6 protein-coding genes are annotated in these 19116 nt (G+C 54.9%); 2 read left to right on the top strand and 4 right to left on the bottom strand.

Annotated features, from left to right (window positions below):
* Window positions 1–8: 8 nt before the first annotated feature.
* The 4 genes from HMPREF1207_RS24600 to ectB are packed head-to-tail and all read right to left on the bottom strand — an operon-like array spanning window position 9 to window position 16088.
* The gene (locus HMPREF1207_RS24600; RefSeq protein ID WP_009672378.1) at window positions 9–12749 is read right to left on the bottom strand and encodes a non-ribosomal peptide synthetase; all 12741 of its coding nucleotides are present in this window, start codon (window positions 12747–12749) and stop codon (window positions 9–11) included.
* Window positions 12750–12776: 27 nt separating this feature from the next.
* Window positions 12777–13991 (bottom strand): ACP S-malonyltransferase, encoded by a 1215-nt coding sequence (gene fabD, locus HMPREF1207_RS24595; protein WP_009672467.1) that lies wholly within the window; start codon window positions 13989–13991, stop codon window positions 12777–12779.
* 14 nt (window positions 13992–14005) lie between these two features.
* Window positions 14006–14728: a thioesterase II family protein gene (locus HMPREF1207_RS24590; protein ID WP_009672542.1), complete on the bottom strand. Its 723-nt coding sequence runs from the start codon at window positions 14726–14728 to the stop codon at window positions 14006–14008.
* A gap of 58 nt (window positions 14729–14786) precedes the next feature.
* Window positions 14787–16088, bottom strand: a complete 1302-nt coding sequence (gene ectB, locus HMPREF1207_RS24585) for a diaminobutyrate--2-oxoglutarate transaminase (RefSeq protein WP_016424054.1) — start codon at window positions 16086–16088, stop codon at window positions 14787–14789.
* A gap of 500 nt (window positions 16089–16588) precedes the next feature.
* On the opposite strand from ectB, the gene HMPREF1207_RS24580 reads away from it, so the two are divergent.
* Window positions 16589–17440 (top strand): ABC transporter ATP-binding protein, encoded by an 852-nt coding sequence (locus tag HMPREF1207_RS24580; protein WP_016424053.1) that lies wholly within the window; start codon window positions 16589–16591, stop codon window positions 17438–17440.
* A gap of 16 nt (window positions 17441–17456) precedes the next feature.
* Complete coding sequence (locus tag HMPREF1207_RS24575; RefSeq protein ID WP_016424052.1) at window positions 17457–19097, top strand: hypothetical protein; 1641 nt, start codon at window positions 17457–17459, stop codon at window positions 19095–19097.
* Window positions 19098–19116: the final 19 nt, after the last annotated feature.

Below are 19116 nucleotides of genomic sequence, written 5' to 3'. Positions count from 1 at the left end.
TGCAACCCTTATACGCTCTCATAAAATTGTTTAATGTCCTCGAACTCATCGAGATCCAGATCGTTTGCCCCGACATCGGCCGGCGTTAACTCCCTCTCTGTTTTGGCCTCGCAGTGGCGCAGCACTTCATCCAAATTTTCTTCCAGACGATGAAGCAAATCCGAGGCTGTCTGTTCCGTGTACGCATGGCCGTCATAATCGAGCCGGAGGGTGAGGGCGCCCGATTCGATCGTGCTCTTGAGATACCAGCTGTACTCCCTTGCCGCCCACAAATCGTCTGTTATTCTTTCGCCCGCGTTAAACGAATCAAAATAAGGAGTTACGACACCCGAAGGCTCTAAGTGGACGAACCCGATCCGCGGCTTCTTCCGGACTGCGGTCTCTTCTACTTGCCGGCGCGAAGACGCAAGATCGTACAAAGCCCCGTACCCGATGCCTCCGTCCGGGACTTGACGCACCGTTTCTTTAACTTGTTTAAGATAGCCCGCCAAGTCACCGGAATTCGAGGTATCCAGCACAAGCGGATACTGCGTATCGAACCAGCCCACTGTCCGCGAGAAATCCAGCCTCTTGTCTGCGCACAGCTTTCTGCCGTCTGCCGTCAGTTCGACGCGGAAACGTTTGAGTCCGGACCAATCGCCGAATGTTTTGCCGAGTGCGGATAAAATCGCTTCGCGGGCCTCCATCGAATAAATATCCTTCACCCCTGTGAGCAATCGGCTCGTCTTTTCCGCCGGGATAACAGCGCAGATCGAGTTTCGGAGCGACGGAAGTCCCGCCTCGATTTCTTTATCAAGCGGATCAGCCCATTCATCCGCATTGCCCGACAGAGTCCAGTACTCCCGCCCGGCCTGCGCCTGGTTGCTCTCCGCGTATTTTTCCAAATGGGCTGCCCACGTCCGAAAAGCATCTGTTTTCAGAGGAAGCGATACGCTTTCTCCCGCCACAAGCTGTCCGTAAACGGTCGCCAAATCTTCCAATATGACCGAAAAAGAAGTATCGTCGGTAATCAGACGATGGATCGCGATCAGAAGGTAGTCACCTTCGCCTGTCTTGAACAGCACGCTTTTCGCCAGCGGTCCTTCTTTCAGGGAGAGACCCGATTCAACCGCTTTGCTTTGCAGCTCAACGGCCGCTCTGAGATCGGGCTTGTCCCCATCCAGACGAATGACGCTCAGTCCCGCAGCTTCTTCCTCCAGGGAACGGTGTTCCAGCTTCAAGTCCCCTTCCTTCAAAACGGCACGCAGACGAAGGGCGTCATGCTGTTTCAGCACCTTGTCCCAAGCCGAACGGACATGGTTTTCTTCCAGACCGGCTTCCGAAAACAACAGCGCCGAAAGCGACGAGGCGGATTCGTAACCGCCTTGTTCGAAATACCGGTTCTGCACAGGGGTCAGCACCATTTCTCCTTCGACCGGTCCTTGCGCGATTTCACGAACGGACGACTTCACGTACGCGCCGAGATCCCCGATGGACGGATGCTCAAACAACTGCTTGATGTCCAGCGCATACCCTTCCGCTCTCATACGGGCCACGACCTGGATACCTTTGATCGAATCTCCCCCTAGGAGAAAAAAATTGTCATGAATGCCGATGCCGTCCCGGCCCAGCACATCCTGCCATACGCTGGCCAGCGCCTCTTCCACTTCATTGCGGGGAGGGGCGTACTCCGTATCCGGACGGAACAGGTCATCCGGTTCGGGAAGCGACTTCCGGTCGGTTTTACCGTTTGGCGTAAGCGGAAGCTTGTCTAGAAATACATAGTGCGACGGGACCGAATAGTAAGGCAGTTGTCTGGCCAACTGCTCCCTGACCTCCGCCGCGCTTATCGCCGAATCCGACTTTGGCACGACATACGCGCACAAAACGGCCTCGTGTCCGCCGCTTTGATTGACCGTGACAGCCGCCTCCTGAACGGATGGCAGCCTTATCAAAGCATTTTCTATCTCCCCGAGCTCGATGCGGAAGCCTCTTACTTTCACCTGGTGATCGATCCGGCCCAGGAATTCCAGGTTCCCATCCGGCTTCCAGCGGGCAAGATCGCCCGTTTTATACATTTTTGTTCCGGCGACAAACGGATTGGGCACGAATTTCTCCGCCGTGAGATCTTCGCGCTTCCAATACCCCCGTGCCAGTCCTTCTCCGGCTATGCACAATTCGCCCGGCACTCCGACAGGCTGCAGGTTGGAACGCGCATCGACGATATACACCTGCGTATTGGCGATCGGTCGGCCGATATCGATCCGGCTTGCCTGAGTCAGCTCCCTGACTGCGGACCATACCGTCGTTTCGGTCGGTCCGTACATGTTGTAGATTCTCAGTCCGTCAAGCGTCTGCAACTGCTCCAACAGCGCATGCGGGAGGGCTTCGCCGCCGACCATAATTTCCTTCACTCCGCTAAGTGCCCGCTTGCCTTCTTCGTTGGCGAGCAGCATTTGCAGACGGGAAGGCGTCATTTGCAGCATATCAATCTCACGCGAACGGATGAGTTCACCGAGAGCTTCGGCTTCAAGCTGATGATGCCGGTCTCCGATGACGACTGTCATTCCGGTCAGAAGGGGCACTAGAGATTCCAGAACGAATATATCGAACGAGATGGTCGTTAACGACAAAATCGTTTTATCCGCGCGGAAAGCAATCTCTTCTTTCATCCCGGTTACGAAGTTCATGACGGAACGATGCGGCAGCATGACGCCCTTCGGATTCCCTGTCGATCCCGACGTATAGATGACATAAGCCAGATGCTCTGGCTTTGTGCCCCCGGCGTCCAGATTGGAACCGTCGTTCCGGTAGATTTCTTCCTCATCGAGGAACAGCACGCTTCCATCGTAGTCCAGGTCCTCGATCAAGCTGCGGCTGGTCAGCAACACCCCGGCTTCGCTGTCCTGGAGCATATAGAGAACACGTGCCGAAGGGTAATCCGGATCGATAGGCACGTACGCGCCTCCGGCTTTCAGTACGGCGAGCTGGCCGATGATCATTTCGGCCGAGCGCGGCATCATCAGCCCGACAAGCCGGTCGGGTCCCACGCCCAGCTTTCGCAGCGTCCGGGCTGCGGAATTGACGCGTTCGTTCAATTCCCGGTACGTGAGGCTCCGGCCCTCGAAAACGAGCGCGGCAGCTTCCGGCGTTTTTGCAGCCTGCTCCTCAAACGCTTCATGGATCGTTATGCCAGAAGGAAACTCCGCCGCCGTGGCGTTAAACCCGCTGATCAGGTCCTCTTTCTCCGAAGCCGTGAGCATCCCGATATCCCCAAGCAGAATATCCGCCGATCCGGCTACCGTCTCCAAGATGGCCGAATAGTGCCGCGCCAGACGTTCCACTGTTTCACGTGCGAACAGATCTGTAGCATACTCCCAGGTAAACAGCAGCCCGTCTTTCTGCTCCGTAACATGCAAGGAAAAATCAACTTTGGAGATGCCTGTATTAAACTCCCCTGGCTTGAAGGAAAGCTTGCCTGCCTTCACGACATCTGTACCTACATTCTGCAGGCTGAAAATCGTATCAAAGAGAGGGTTGCGGCTTAAATCCCGCACGAGCTGCAGCTTCTCGACAATTTCCTCAAAAGGATATTCCTGATTTTCGAACGCTTCGAGAGACTGGCGTTTCACCTCTTGCAAAAATTGTCCGAAAGCCATTGAGGACTCGGGCTTGCTGCGGATCGCCAGCGTATTTACGAACATCCCCGCCATATTCTCCGTATCGGCGTGTCTTCTCCCTGCGGCGGGCGTACCGACAAGGATGTCATCCTGACCGGAATATTTGGCCAGCAGCACATTATAGGCAGCCAGCAGCACCATGTATAGCGTCGTTTCATTGTCTTTCGCGAGACTGTACAGCGCCTTTGTCATATTTCCGTCCGGAAGCTGGACAAAGCTGTCCCCTTTAAAGCTTTGAGCGGCCGGGCGCGGATAATCCGTAGGCATCTGAAGAACGGGAAGTTCCCCTTCCAGCGTCTGGAGCCAATAAGCTTCCTGTCCGCTGAATTTACCTTCGGCCAACTGCTCGTTCTGCCAGATCGCATAATCTTTGTAATGCACATTTCGCGGGGGCAGAAGCCGACCCTGATAAAGCTGGATAAAATCATCCATAAGCACGGCCATGGAGTAACCGTCCGCCACAGCATGGTGAACATCGATCAGAAGAACACTGCCGCCCGTTTCAAGCTCGAACAGACCTGCCCGGAATAAAGGCGCTTGCGCGAGATCGAACGGCCGGACGAACTGCATCTGCAGCGTCTCTATCTCTTCCGCCCGCACTTCCGAAACGGGAACATCGAAATCGGCCTCTTCCGCGATTTTTTGTACCACTTCCCCGTTTTCCAACTCGAAATAGGTCCGAAACGATTCATGACGCGCCACCGCCTGCCGAAGTGCCCGGATAAGGCGCTCCCGGTCGATTTCTCCTTCTATAAAAAGGCGTCCCGGCACGTTGTAAGCCGTCCCTCCGCCACCCAACTGATCGAGGACGTACATTCTTTTTTGGGCCGACGAGACCGGATAAGACCGCTTCCGCTGAACCGGTTGAATCGGCTCGTACGTTTGTGCGGAACCACCCGTGATGTACAGTTCCAATTCCCCGACCGTCTGCAGGGCAAAAAGCTCGCTTAACGGAATGTGAATGCCGAATTCTTTGTTTACCCGGGAAAGAATGACGGTCGCTTTTAACGAATCACCGCCCAGCTGGAAAAAATTATCCGTGGAATTTACATGAGCGGCGCCAAGCACATCCTTCCAAATAGCGATGAGCTTATCCGTTACGGTTCCTTGCAAGTTTTGTTTGCCGGGAACCGGCAAATTGCCGCCGGCGGGAACAGGTAAAGCCGCAAAATCCGTCTCTCCGTCAGGCAGCAGGGGAAGCTCCGCCATCGGAATCACATACCGGGGGACCGCATAATCCGGCAAGGTTTCATGAAGCAGAGAAAAACTTTCTATTTCTTTCCATATTTTTGAAGGGTTGGCAACGATGTAGGCCGTCATATAGTCAACTGCTTCATTTTCAGGGTGGAGATGAGCGGTTACGGCACATGCCTCAAGGTGAAGCGTGTGCAGCAGATGCTCTTCGATCTGATCCAAAAACACGCGGTTTCCGCGTACAAGGACAGAGCGCGAAGTTTTTCCGAGCCGTTTAATGGCTCCGCTGGCGTAGCTGTAGGCCCATTTCCCCGTACTCGTGAAACGGTTCGACGGAGATTTGACCTTTCCGCCCGAAACCGCGTAGACTTCGCCGATCGTTCCGGGCGGAGCCGGATACTTGTAGGCGTCCAATATACATTCGTAGCTCCCGTTCTCATCCGCATGCAGGGCCCATCTCGCCCACACCCGCTCACTTTCCTCCCCACTGAGGAGAGACAGTTCGGGCAGGCGTTTATCGCCCCCTTCGGCGATAGATTCGAGCAAACGAATGAAATAACGGGACCAGGTTTCAACCGTTTCGGGCTGAAAAAGGTCCGCATTATAATCGAAATCGAGCCTCAGCTCTTTCGAAATTTCCGTCACGTTCAGGAAAAGCTCGTACTTGCAATACGCCGGATCGTGAACAAGCAGTTCCGTGTCAAGCTCGTGAAAAGCGAGCTTCGGCAGCGGACGGTCCATGTTGAATACGGCCGTAAGGACAGGCAGATTGCGCAGCCCGCGCTCCGCCAGCGCCGCAAAGCTGTATGCCTGATAAGCGTCCAGCTCGTTCATTCTTTGCTTGATAGAACCCGCATAAGCGGCAAAGCTCTGCTCGGAAGAAGCCCGGCTGAGAACAGGAAGCAGATTGACGCAGTTTCCCATCAGAAAAGGAGCTTCCATTTGCGCCTGTCCGGCCGTGGGTACTCCGACCGTAATATCGCTCTGACCCGTTAACCGGTGCAGAAAAAGATGAAATCCCGAAAGCAGCGTCACAAAAAGACTGCTTCCGAGCTTTATGCTGGTTTTTTTCAGTTCTTGTACAAGAGAGGCCTGGAGTACAGTTGTATGCCTTCCGCCCCGGGAGGTCGGAAGAACCGTTCCACGGACGGGGGAAGGCAGCTCGACCACAGGAACCTGCTTCTCGAAAAGTCCGTTCCAATAAGCGGCCGCTTGAGCGCTCTGCGGTTTCTTCAACTGCTCGGACTGCCAGGCGGCATATTTTCTGAAAGGTGCCGGTTCCGGCAGGCGATGAGCTTCCCGACGGACAAGAGCGGAATAAATCCGCTCCAGTTCCTGAACGAACAGAGCCATGGACCATCCGTCGGCAATCAGGTGATGAAAAGTGAACACGGCCGTATGCTCGTCAGCCGATGTACGGAGAAGATGAATACGGAACAGCGGTGTCTCCTGCTCCAAATCGAACGGCGTTTGACTCTCGCGATGGAGCCAATTCCGCATCCGGCGTTCCTGTTCCGAAGGATTCAAACCCGTTAAATCCACAACCGGAACCGGCACATTCAAGGCATCCGTTACGTTCTGGGTTTCACCGTCTTGGCTGATGACGAGACGGAGAGCTTCATGTCTGGCGGTAACAGCCCGGACAGCCTGCTCGAACACCTCATTCCGCAGCGGTCCGCGAAACCGCAGAAGTGCGGTTTCTTGAAGCGACGGGGAATCCTTGCGGTTGGAAACGGAGGCGAACCAGAGCTGCTTCTGGTCCGGAGTCAGCGGAAACGCTTCTCCTTGGCCGCCTTCCGGCAGCTTGTCGGCGGGAAGCCGGCTGCCGGAAGGATCGTCATCGTCCGGGGACGGGTCCCGGTCGGGAAGAAATCCGCCTTTTCGCAGTTCGCCGATGCTGTCTTTGACAGCTTGTACAATGCGTGAGATATCTTCTTCCGAGTGGGCGGTGGACAAGAAGCAGTTGCGCCCCTCCCAGATGTAAATGCCTTTATCGAGCATGTGATAGTAGAACAGCTCAAGGTCGCCTTTAAGTACAAAGCGGAAGAGTGAACCGAAGTGCACCACCTTGATCGGCACGCCTTCCCGGCCGAAATACGTGTTCAGCTCATCGGCGAACCGCGCCGTGCGCGCATTCAGCTCCGCCTGGATTTGGCCTCCCGAGGCTTCCAGATGGTTCAGTACGGCGAGTGATGCAGCCATAGCCAGCGGATGATGGCAGAACGTACCTGCTACGAACGTTCTCCGGTGTTCGTTCTGCGGGAAAGAATCGTCGCCGAATTTCCAGGTTCCTCCGTCAATGCCGTCCATATATGCCGAGGAACCGGCAACGATACCGATCGGCATGCCGCCCCCGATGACCTTGCCGTACGTGACCAGGTCCGCTTTAATGCCGAACCATGCCTGGGCGCCGCCCGGATGCAGGCGGAAACCGGTAATCACTTCATCGAAGATGAAGGCGGTGCGGGACTGGGCCGTGATACGGCGGATTTCTTCCAGGAATGCTTTCGGCTGGAAATCGGGCCGGCGGCTTTGCACGGGCTCAACCACTACGGCAGCCAGTTCATGGGCGTGCGTACGGATATATTCCAGCGAGTCTTCGCTTCCGTAATTGAGCACGACCACGTCGTCGACCATATTTTGCAGAATGCCCGGAGCCAGCGGGGTCGAATGCTCCTTGTTCGTTCCCGCGCTTCCCAACGCGAGCACGCCGTCGAACGTACCGTGATAAGAACCGGCGAAAATAACGACCTTGGCACGGCCGGTTGAGGCACGGGCAAGCCTCAGGGCAACCATAACGGCTTCCGTGCCGGAATTGTACAGCGCGATGCGCTCCACTCCGGTCATTCTGCAGATGGATTCGGCGACCTGACCCGCTAGATTGGACATCGGGCCCACGCACATGCCGTTCGCAAGCTCCCGCTCAATTTTTTCGCGCACGAACGCGGGGTTGTGTCCGAACAGATTCACACCGAATCCCATCGTCAAATCGACATACTCGTTGCCGTCGAGATCCCACAGTTTGGAGCCCTCGGCACGTTCCGAGATGATCTGGTAAACCATTTCTTTCAAAAGAGGCCGGAAGCCGGCGACATTGCGGTTGTTCGCATACACATCGCGGTACTGCTGGGTGTACGCTTTCGTGCGACCCGTCCGTGCCGTGTACCGCTCAATCAGCTCGCGGACATGCTTTTCCTGTCTCTGCGACAGCGATTCGCGGGCTTTCAGGTCCAGCGCTTTATAAGGAACGTAAGGCTTCGGCTCCTCGCCGTTTACCTGTTGCGGGGCCGGTCTCGTTTCGACGGCTGCGGCGACTTCTCTCGCCGTTCCCGCATGCAGCCTGGCGTCAGACTGCGCCGGAGACGCGGCAATCACCCTCACGGCAGGCGCCGGTGCGGGCACGGCGGCCGGTTGCACGGACAGCGGCGCTTGCGCAGCCGGACGGCTTCCGAGCGCTTGCAGCTGCTGTGACATCAGCTGAAGCTGCTGCTCGACGATGCGCTCGACTGCGGAGGAAGCTGAGCTTCCGGCGATACCTGCGACCGGAACGGACGCGGCCTCTGCCTGTCCTTGTCCGCCTGCCGTTCCGGCAGGCTGGCTGTAGCTGTACGGCTCCGCAGGAACAGTGCGCTCGTAAACGGCGGACGCCGTCTCGGCGGGAGGCGCTTGCAGGGCCGCATCTGAACGGATAACGGACGCGGTTTCGGCCTGCGGCACCCGTTCGACGATATAGGCCGTCAGCAAGTCCAGGTTTGTGAGTGATTCGAAGAAATCGCTCATGGGAACATCCAGTCCGAACGCGTCTTTAATGCTGTGACGGACCTGGGATAAATTGATGGAGTCCAGTCCCAGCTCCAGGAAATGTGTCTGAGGCTGAAGCTCTTCCGTACTGAGCTGCGATACGTTGCCGATCATCGTAATCAGCGTCTGACGGACGGAATCGGCGTGACGGGCGGAGGTTGTTTCCGCCTGTAGCTGTTCGTTCACCACACTCACCTGCTCCTTTGCGGATATATATTGTTCCCGTTCCGGTTGACCCGTTGGCGCCGAATGCCGCGATTGCGCAGCAGATGCTGCCTCTACGGCCTTGACGGGAACGTCGATCCAGCATCTTTTCCGCTGGAACGGATACGTCGGAAGGGATACTTTTCTGAATGAGCCTTTCGCATACAGGGCCTTCCAATCTACGGATGCTCCTTGTACATACTGGCGGGCCAGTTCTTGCACAGCTTCCGCGCCAAGATCGGCTAGATTTCCCGGATGCGTGTATTCTTGCGCTTGAGCGCTGTCTATTTTGCCGATATAAACGCCGTCCGAACCCTTGCCTTCCCTGTGAAGACGCTGCAGTTTCTGTTTCAATTCGGCTGCGCCGGTTGCCGTAACCGCCAACCGGTAAGTCAGATGGCTACGGCCCGTGCCGGCCGTATAACATACATCCTGCATATCGAGTTCATCCGAATGGGCAAACAGCTTGTCGTAATCCCGGATAAGCTCCTGCAAACCTTCCTCGGTTTTAGCCGAAAGGGTGAGCAGCAGCGGGACGCTGCCTTCGGATCCGCCATTTGCCGCAGATGCTTCGGGCAGAGCTTCGCTGGCTCCGGTGTACTCTTCCAGTACGACATGGCAATTGGTTCCGCTGAAACCGAACGAGCTGATCCCGCATCTTCTTGGAGCGCCCTCCGTTTGCCACTCTTTTAACCGGGTATTCACATAAACCGGCGATTCCTCGAAACTGATTTTCCGGTTCGGAACCCGGTAATGAACGGAAGGGGCGATCTGCTTGTGCTGCAGGGAAAGCACCGTCTTGATCAACCCTGCGATGCCGGCCGCTTCATACAAGTGACCGATATTGGATTTAACCGTGCTGATGGCACAGAACTGCTTGCGTTTCGTCCTTCTGCGGAAAGCCTTCCCGATTCCGTCGATTTCGACCGGATCGCCGAGTTTGGTTCCGGTTCCGTGAGCTTCGATATAAGTTACCGTCTCCGGATCGATCCGTGCATTGCGCCAGGCTTGGGAAATGACATCCGCCTGGGAGGATGCGTTCGGGGCCGATATGCCCACGGTGCTTCCGTCCTGGTTAATCGCGCTCCCCTTGATCACCGCAAGGATGTTGTCCTTGTCTTTGATCGCTTTGCCGAGAGGTTTCAGGAAAACGGCACCCACGCCTTCGCCCCAGCCCGTGCCGTCCGAACTGTCGTCGAAAGCCCGGGCACGGTCGTCGGAGGATTCCATGCCGATGCCTGCCTTAACCGGCAGCAGGATCGTTTTTACCCCGCCCGCAAGCGCCATATCGCAGTCTCCGCTCAGAATCGCTTTGCAGGCCAGATGAACGGCTACCAGCGAGGAAGAACATGCGGTATCAACGGTGACGGCAGGTCCTTTGAGATCAAGCAGGTACGATATCCGGCTGGAAATGATCGAGGACAAATTTCCGATCGCAAAATTCGGAAGAGAAGCCGGGGACACTTCGGACAGAAGCCGCTCGTATTCGAAGCTGGTTTTGGAAAATCCGACGTAAACGCCTACTCGTTTGCCGGAAAGATTGGAACCGCCGTAGCCCGCATCTTCGATCGTGCTCCAGACGGTTTGCAGAAAAAGCCGCTGGTTCGGATCCATCAGCGAAGCTTCGCGCGGCGTCAGCTTGAAGAACGAATAGTCGAACGTATCGATTTCGTCCAGATAACCGCCTTCCGCGAGCGACAAATCCCGGCCCTCCGTATTCAAATGAGAAATGAACGCTTCGGCGTCCTTTCTCCTCTTTTCGCCATACGGGGCGATACAGTCACGGCCTTCGGAGATGTTCGTCCAAAACTGCTTAAGGTTGTCCGCCTGCGGGAATTTTCCGGACATTCCGATAATCGCGATATCGCCGTCGGTTTCCTGACCGGAATCGGCCAGTCTATCGCTCTGCTCGAAATGTTCGGCCTCATCCCCCTGCGAAATAAAGGCGGCCAGCTTCGAAATCGTCGGATAGGAGAAAAAGTCCGTCACGGATACTTGAACGCCCAGTTGGGTTTCGAGCTCTTCAACGATTTGCACGAGCTGGAGGGAGCTGGCTCCGATATCGAAATAGCTCTCGTTCGTATCAATCTCGTCAACCTGCAAAATTTGCTTCACGATGGCAAGCAGCTTCTGCTCCGCTACGCTACGAGGAATGACAGCCGCACGCGCAAGCTGCTTTTCCTGCTCCCAAATTTTCTGGAGTCCCGCAAGCGTTTCTTCAAACTTCCCGTCCGTATAGTCCTGGGCAAGCTTGTACCGCTGCACTTTGCCGCTGGTCGTTTTGGGAATCCGCCGGATGGGGAGAACCGCTTGAATGTCCCACCCTCCCCGGTAATTCAAGTGACCCTTGAGACGTTTGGCCAGCGGGGCGAAATCTTCGATTTTTTTCGTGTGCATCACAAAAACGATAATCCGGTCCTGGCGGGTCGCCGGATCGTAAGCGCCGCAAACCGCTACTTTCCCGAGCTCCACGCCTTCCACTTCTTCCGCAACACGCTCAATGTCGTGAGGATACACATTTTGTCCGTTCGCAAAAATGATATCTTTCGCCCGGCCCGTAATAATGAGCCGGCCTTCGCGCATAAAGCCCAGGTCGCCCGTGATGAGCCATCCGTCCGGAGTGATGACCTTGGCGGTCGCTTCGGGATTGTTGTAATAGCCAGACGTTACGTTCATACCGCGGATTTGAATATTCCCGATCACATAATCGTCCAGAGGCAGGTTCGCGTCGTCACAAATACGGATATAGCTGCTTCGCAGCGGATGACCGACATCGACAAACGTCAGGCAGCGGTTATCCGAAGCGTCTATCTGAACCACCTTTTCGCCGATATTCAAATGCTCACGATCCAGGTGAAGACGCCGGAAATTTTCTTCCAAAGGCGGCAGAGACATTCCCACACTTGCCTCGGCCATACCATACACGGTAAACATGGCGCTACTTCTCAGGCCGTGTTTGCTCATGGACTCCATAAACACGTCGCAAAGCTCGCTGGAAATCGGCTCCGCCCCGTTATAAATCAGACGCAGGCGGGACAAGTCCCAATCCGCCGCATTTTCCGGTTTGTACTGGGCCAGAAAAAATTTATACCCGAAATTGGGCGAGCAGGTCTGGGTAGCCTTATGCTCCGACGCTTTCTTCAACCACAAAGACGGGCGCCGGATAAACAGCGCGGTCGGCATAATAAGCTGCCTGGTGTTGGACATGACGCAGGTCAGGTGAAAAGCGATCAAACCCATGTCATGGGTGAGCGGCATCCATCCGAGATAGGCATCCGTTTCGTCCATCTCCGTTTGAACGGCCATGTCCCTCGTGTTATAAATCAGATTTTCATGGGTCAGCATGACCCCTTTCGGATCCCCCGTCGAACCTGACGAAAACTGGATAAACGCCAGATCGGACGCCTTCGCCTCATGAATAACCCCCTTATACCCAGTGGAATAATGTACTTTATTCGTAAAAAGGGACACTTCCCTGACCTTTTCGAACACCTCCTCTTTTCCGTTTTGGAGGGCATATTTCTCCAGGTTATCCAATGCTTTTCCTTCGGTGATCAAGTAAGGATTGTTCAGAGTATCCCATATTTTAAACAGTTTCATCTTGTGCTCGTCATTATTGCCGACCGTTACCGGTACCGGGATAATTCCCCCCAGCAGGCAGCCCCAGAACACATTCAGAAAAGACCTGTTATCGTCGATTTGCATAAGAAGCTCGTCGCCCGCTTTCATGCCCGAGCTTTGGAGATGGTAAAGGACGCCAAGCGCGTCTTCAAGCAGCTCTCCGTAAGTAATACTCTCTTCGTTCTGGTCACCGTTAATAAAGGTTATTCCGCTGGACTTCTTGTCTCCCCTGTCCCGGATAACGTCAATCAGTGTCTGAAATTGTTCCACCTTCATCCCTCCGCAGTTATCCCCTTGTCACAAGTTTTTTGTAAAAGAGCCCGTAAACAACCGGCGAATCGTCTCGTCTTGTTCCTTCTCGGACACCTTCTTCGTCCGAAGCACTTGCCGAACGCATTCCTGTACGTCCTGCCTCAAACCGTAGGCATCCCGGACGGAACCGTTCGTTTCCGTGTAAGAACTCAGCATTTCACGCACGCGCCTGACCGGCTCCAGCACTCCCTGCGCATACTCTTCCTCGTTCCAGTTCGCATTGGGCGCCGAAACCGCGGCTGAGAATCCTTCCTCGATAAACTGCCGGACCGGAAACAGGTCCGCCAGACTCCCCGCATCCGCTTCCCGGTCATAAGCGTAAGGCCGGATCTGTTCCGAGCTGTCCCGGGTCAAGTTTTTCAGAACCGTTCTCGGACCCAGTTCAACGGCCAGTTCAACGCCTTCTTCCGCTAAAAACCGAACCGTTTGCAGCCACTTCACCGGTTTGGTCATCTGATCGACAAGACCCCGGCGGATAGCCGCCGCATCCGGATAAGGAAGCGCCGTGGCATTGGAAATGACCGCCCAGCGGCCCTCCTTGAATGTGACCTTGTTCAGCGCTTCTTCCAGGCTTTCCGCCGCAGGCTGCATAAGCACGCTGTGGAACGGTCCGCTGACCGCGAGCCGGGTCACTTCGATGCCGAGCCGCTCCAGTTCCTCCGCGACGCTTGCCACTGCGCTTCGGTGTCCGGAGACGACCAGCTGGCTGCCGGAATTGTACCCGGCAATGGCCGCCGGCTGCCCGTCGGAATAATGCCTGCGGCACAGCTCCTCCAGCATAGGCTGATCGGACGTGCGGACAGCGATCATGGAGCCGAGGCCGGCTTCCGCCGCCTCCATGAACTTGCCCCGCTGAATGACCAGTCCCAGCGCCTCCGCAAATGTGAGGACGCCGCTGCTCACCAGCGCGGAGTATTCACCAAGGCTGTGTCCGGCCGAGTATCGGGGTTCGATCCCGATCTCGTGCAGGTATACCCGGCTTGCCAGAACGCTTACCGTCAGCAGCGCCGGCTGTGTAAAAGACGTTCTGGAGAGCCGAGCGGCGCTTCCTTCGAAACACAAAGATTTCATATCGTAGCCGGCCAGATCGCTTGCTTCTTCGAACAATGCTTTCGCCCCGTCGTAACGGGCATACCAGGCGGCCCCCATGCCGACATACTGGGAACCCTGCCCGGGAAATAACCAGGCGGTAGTAACCATACCCCGCTCCTTTCTTACGCGTACATAGATGAGTAACGGATTCCCAGGGAAGCGTGCAGGATATCCACGATTTCTTTCTGGAAGTCATTGATGAAAAAATGCCCGCCGTCAAACGAATGAGCCGTAAAAGCGCCCGTCGTATGGCGCCTCCAGTCGAGCACATCCGTTTCCCGCATCGTATCCCGCTTCCCTGCTAATACCGTCATGGCGCAGTCCAGCTTCTCCGCTTTCTCGGCGAAAGCGTATGTTTCGACAAGCCGGAAATCCGCCCGGAGAAGAGGTAAAAACAAATTCATCAGTTCTGAATTTTCAAATAATTGAGGAGGAGTTCCCCCCAAATCCGCAATTTTCGTTTTGAACAATTCCGGCTCCAGCCCGTGCAAAGGAGGCTCTGTCCGCTGTATATGAGGAGCCATCCTGGCCGCCGCGAAAAAATGCAGCGGGCTTTGTCCGTGCTTCTCCCTAATGCGGTGGATGAGTTCAAAGGCAATCAGGCTGCCCATGCTGTAACCGAAAAAAGCAGCCTGACCTTTGTCGAGATAAGGTTCCACTACGGGCAGAAGATCATTTACGGCTTCGTCCACATTTTCGTAGAAAGACTCGCTAATGCGCCTTCCCCGACCCGCCAGCTCCAGCGGTACCAGCTCAATGCCGGAATCCAGCAGGGGCTTCCACCTTGTGTAAATCACCGACGACCCGCCCGCATAGGGCAGACAAAACAAGAAAATCTTTTTCATCCTGTCACCTGCCCCATTCGTATCCATTTTGTAAAAGCTTGCGTAGGGCGGTTAAAAATTAAACCGGCTCAAGCGTCGCTTCCTTGCTCGTGGACAGCCCCGCCTGCTCGAAATAAGCGGCAAGCGCTTCTTTGACGATCGTACAGCCTTGCTCCAACAGCTCGGAATCAATCGTCAAGGCCGGCATCAGTTTCACGACCGTGTCATTTCTTCCGGACCGTTCGATAATGAGACCCTGGTCGTAGCAGCGGGACGCCACGAATTTGGCTGCCTGCTCGCCGCCTTCCAGTCCGCCCAGATCGATTCCCCAGATCAGGCCGAGTCCACGGACTGTGATAGCCGGGTGCAGGGGAACGATCTCTTTTTGCAGATAGTCGCTGACCCATGCTTCCTTCTCTTTCACCGATTCCTCCAGGTTCGAAGAAATTCTGAACTCCAGCGCCGCCGTCGCGCCGACGAAAGCAAGCTGATTTCCGCGGAACGTTCCGTTATGCTCGCCCGGCTGCCATACGTCCAGCTCCGGCTTCAGGAGAAGCAGCGACATCGGGAGCCCGTAACCGCTGATCGATTTCGACAGCACGACAAGATCCGGCTGAATTCCCGCCCGTTCGAACGAGAAGAACGACCCCGTACGTCCGCAGCCGACCTGGATATCGTCGACGATAAGCAGAATGTCATGCTCTTTGCACAGAGCGCTCAGCCGCTGCAGCCACTCCACCGGAGCCACGATTACGCCGCCTTCGGCTTGAACTGTTTCAAGAATGACGGCAGCGGGCTTCTCGATACCGCTGTTCGCGTCCGTAAGCACATTCTCCATATAGCCGATCGTGTCGAAAGACTCATTGAATCCGTAAGGATATGGCATAAACGTCACGTTGTGCAGCGGAGCGCCGGCGCCCCCGCGATTGTACAAATTACCCGTTGCGGCCAGGGCGCCGTAAGACATACCGTGAAAACCGCCGCTGAACGAAAAAATACCGGTCCGTTTCTTCGCCTTTCTCGCCAGTTTCAGAGCCGCTTCGACCGCATTTGTGCCGGTAGGCCCGCAGAACATGAGTTTGTAGTCCAGCCCTTTCGGCGCCAGGATCAGTTCGTTGAACGTTTCGATAAAAGTCCGCTTGGCCGTCGTGTACATATCCAGACCGTGAACTACCGCATCGGACCCGATATATTCCAGCAATTTCCCTTTGATAAAATCGGGATTATGCCCGTAATTCAAAGCCCCCGCTCCAGCGAAAAAGTCAAGAAAGCATTTGCCCTCTTCCGTAAACATCATGGAATTTTTAGCCGTGCGGAACACATCCCCAAATACCCTGCTGTAAGATCTTACATTTGACTCCAAAAGTTCGAACGAATTCATCATTTCATCCTCCATCTGTATTTTTTTTGCAGGACAAATAACCGCTGATAAAGCAGCATTTTAAAAAAATGCTCGAGGTCAGCTTCAATTCCGAAAAGCTATTCAGGCAGTTCATGATGAGGGCAGAACTTGTTCCAGTAATGTGGGCTGGGTTCTTGAGGTGTCCTTAGTCCAAACGCCCGACTAAACTGTAAGACTAACGAATCATGTGAGGAATTCTTGGAGGTCTAAAGTAGCAAAAGAAAGTCGAAATTACCAATTCTTTCATAAATTATGATAGAGTAGGTTTACAAATGTTGTCAATGCATTTTCAAATAATAAAAAATTGAAATTATTGTTACTTATTTTGTCTTTTAATTATTTAATTTTTAATTATAATGTTTTGGTAAATAAGGTGTTTTTATATAGACATTTCCATTTCCGGTGTGTATACTCTTCTTTGATATCTGGTTATTTTGTTAATATTTGTTAGATGCGAGGTGGCCGACATCCTACTTTCAATGAGCAATATCGGTAAGCAGTACCAGGAAAATGTATGGGGGCTCCGCCATGTCGATTTGCAGGTACAGCCCGGCATTCTAGGTCTACTTGGTCCTAACGGAGCCGGAAAATCTACCTTGATGCGGCTATTGGCCACCATTTCGGAGCCTTCCGAGGGCACGATTACGTGGAACGGAGTCGGCATTGGTGAACATCCCGAAGAGATTCGCCGTATTCTCGGCTATCTTCCGCAAGATTTCGGTGTCTATCCGCATCTCAGCGCCCATGAATTTCTGAACTATATGGCGGCGGTAAAAGGGATAAGCGGCAAGGCTGCGGAGAAGCGCATCGACGAGCTTCTCGGACTGCTGCATCTGTATGACGTGCGCAAGAGAAGAATCGGCAGCTTCTCAGGCGGCATGAAACAGCGAATCGGCATCGCCCAGGCCCTGCTCAACGATCCCAAGCTGCTTATTATCGACGAACCCACAATCGGGCTGGATCCCGCCGAGCGCTTGTCGTTCCGCAATCTGCTGACCGACCTGTCAGGTGAACGTCTTATTATTTTCTCCACTCACATCGTATCGGACATTGAAGCGACGGCGGACAGAATCGCCATCCTCTCCAAAGGCCGGCTGATCAGCGATTCCAACCCCGGCGAACTTCTGCGGCATGTACAGGGGAAAGTATGGAACGTTGTCATACCCGAAAGCCAGCTCCAGGAAGCCCGCGCCAAATGGCTCATCAGCGCAACGGTCCGGCGCGAAGACGGGCTGCTGCTCCGCGTGGTGTCGGAGACTCCGCCAAACGAGCAGGCGACAGCGGTTCATGCGGGAATTGAAGACGCCTACCTCTATTTGAGTGCAGGATAAGGAGGCGTGACGCGTGATGAACGCATGGAAGATTACATACCAGGTAGCCTTGGCGGATTTTCTGGAAAGAACCCGGCGGTTCAGCTTTCTCGTTACGCTCGGTTTGACGATTCTTGCAGCTTATCTGTTCGTACCTCCCTCGGATGCCGGATATGTTACGCTGTATTTCGAAGAATTCCGGGGGATCTATAACTCGGCCTGGGTGGGCGGAACAACGGCGGTTTCGACCTCCTTGTTTTTATCCTTTTTCGGCTTCTTTCTGGTCCGAAACGGCATCGAGCGCGATAAAAGGACCCGTGTGGGCCAGATCATCGAAGGCTCCTCGCTGAAAAAATCCCATTATCTGCTCGGAAAAGCACTCAGCAATTTTCTGGTTTTGGCGGTGATTGCCGCCGTTGTCATTCCCGTCGCGATCTGTATGCAGTGGGTCCGGGGAGAAGACTACACGCTTCACGTGGGTGCTTATCTGGCCCCGTATCTGTTTGTTGTGATTCCTGCCCTGGCGGTTGTTTCAGCCATGGCCGTCCTGTTCGAAACCCGTCCGGTGCTCAGAAGTCCGTTCGGCATCGTGCTTTATCTGCTTTTGTTTACCGGCGTTACGATGTCCACGCTGTATTCGGGCATGGGGAACGACGTCATCACCAAAGCGATGCGTGAAAAGCTGATGCTCACTCACGCTGATTATGAAGGTACCTACGGGCAAGGAATTCTGTTCCTGGAAAGCCCGCTTAAACTATTCGTCTGGGACGGCATAAGCTGGACCTGGGACGTAGTGATCAAACAAGTGGCTCTGCTGCTTGTCGCGGTCTTGGTCTGCCTGCTGGCCTCACGCCTTTTTCGCGGATTCAAGGAGAGCCCGGTCGTCGTTCAAGGGCCCAGTGCCGGAACCGCCGCCGGTCAGGCCGTACCGGCCCGTTCCCGCGGCGGCAGAGCGCCAGCCCCGGAGCAGGCGAAAAAAACGCCGGCGGAACCCGCTGCAGCGAAAAGTCCTGCCCTCACATCGGCAGCCGAGCTGACGCCTGTGCGGGTGAACAACCGGTTTCTGCCTCTCGTCGGAGCGGAGTTCCGGCTTCAGTTCGCCGGTTTTCCACCCGGCTGGTACGTTGTGGCGGTGATTCTCGCTCTTCTGTGCCTGTTCCTTCCCTTTACGACGGCACTGAGATGGATTTGGCCGCTTGCCTGGATCTGGCCGATTTCACTCTGGTCTTCGATGGGCAATCGCGAATACCAGTACGGCACACTGTCCATACTCGCTTCGTCACCCGGCTATATCAGAAGACAGATCCCTGCCGTGTGGCTGTCCGGTTTCCTGGCTGTGCTTCTTACAGGGAGCGGGATGCTCATCCGTTTTATCGTAACGGGCGATGTGGTCCATCTGATTTACGCTGTCGCGGCTGCGTTTTTCGTACCGAGCTTTGCTCTCGCTTTGGGCATATGGACGGAATCCAAACGTCCCTTTGAGCTTATTTACATGCTCCTGTGGTTCCTCGGTCCTTTCAACCAGCTGTTTTATGCGGATTTTATGGGCACCGCAGTCCCCGTCGGCTCCGTCAACCATCTTACTTCCGCTTCCCTGCTTATTATTGCCGTTCTTTTGGCGGCATCAGTTCTGCTTGTTGTGGCGGCGTATTCAAAACGGAAATTAAAGGTTAAATAAAATTGTTAACCTCACCCAT

The sequence above is a fragment of the Paenibacillus sp. HGH0039 genome (assembly GCF_000411255.1).
Taxonomy (GTDB): domain Bacteria; phylum Bacillota; class Bacilli; order Paenibacillales; family NBRC-103111; genus Paenibacillus_F.
This window is presented reverse-complemented; position numbering and strand designations above follow the sequence as displayed.

Bases quoted from the DNA above. Each gene is read 5' to 3' on its own strand.
- fabD (WP_009672467.1), bottom strand. From the start codon at position 13,991: ATGGTTACTACCGCCTGGTTATTTCCCGGGCAGGGTTCCCAGTATGTC.
- HMPREF1207_RS24590 (WP_009672542.1), bottom strand. From the start codon at position 14,728: ATGAAAAAGATTTTCTTGTTTTGTCTGCCCTATGCGGGCGGGTCGTCG.
- ectB (WP_016424054.1), bottom strand. From the start codon at position 16,088: ATGAATTCGTTCGAACTTTTGGAGTCAAATGTAAGATCTTACAGCAGG.
- HMPREF1207_RS24580 (WP_016424053.1), top strand. From the start codon at position 16,589: ATGAGCAATATCGGTAAGCAGTACCAGGAAAATGTATGGGGGCTCCGC.
- HMPREF1207_RS24575 (WP_016424052.1), top strand. From the start codon at position 17,457: ATGAACGCATGGAAGATTACATACCAGGTAGCCTTGGCGGATTTTCTG.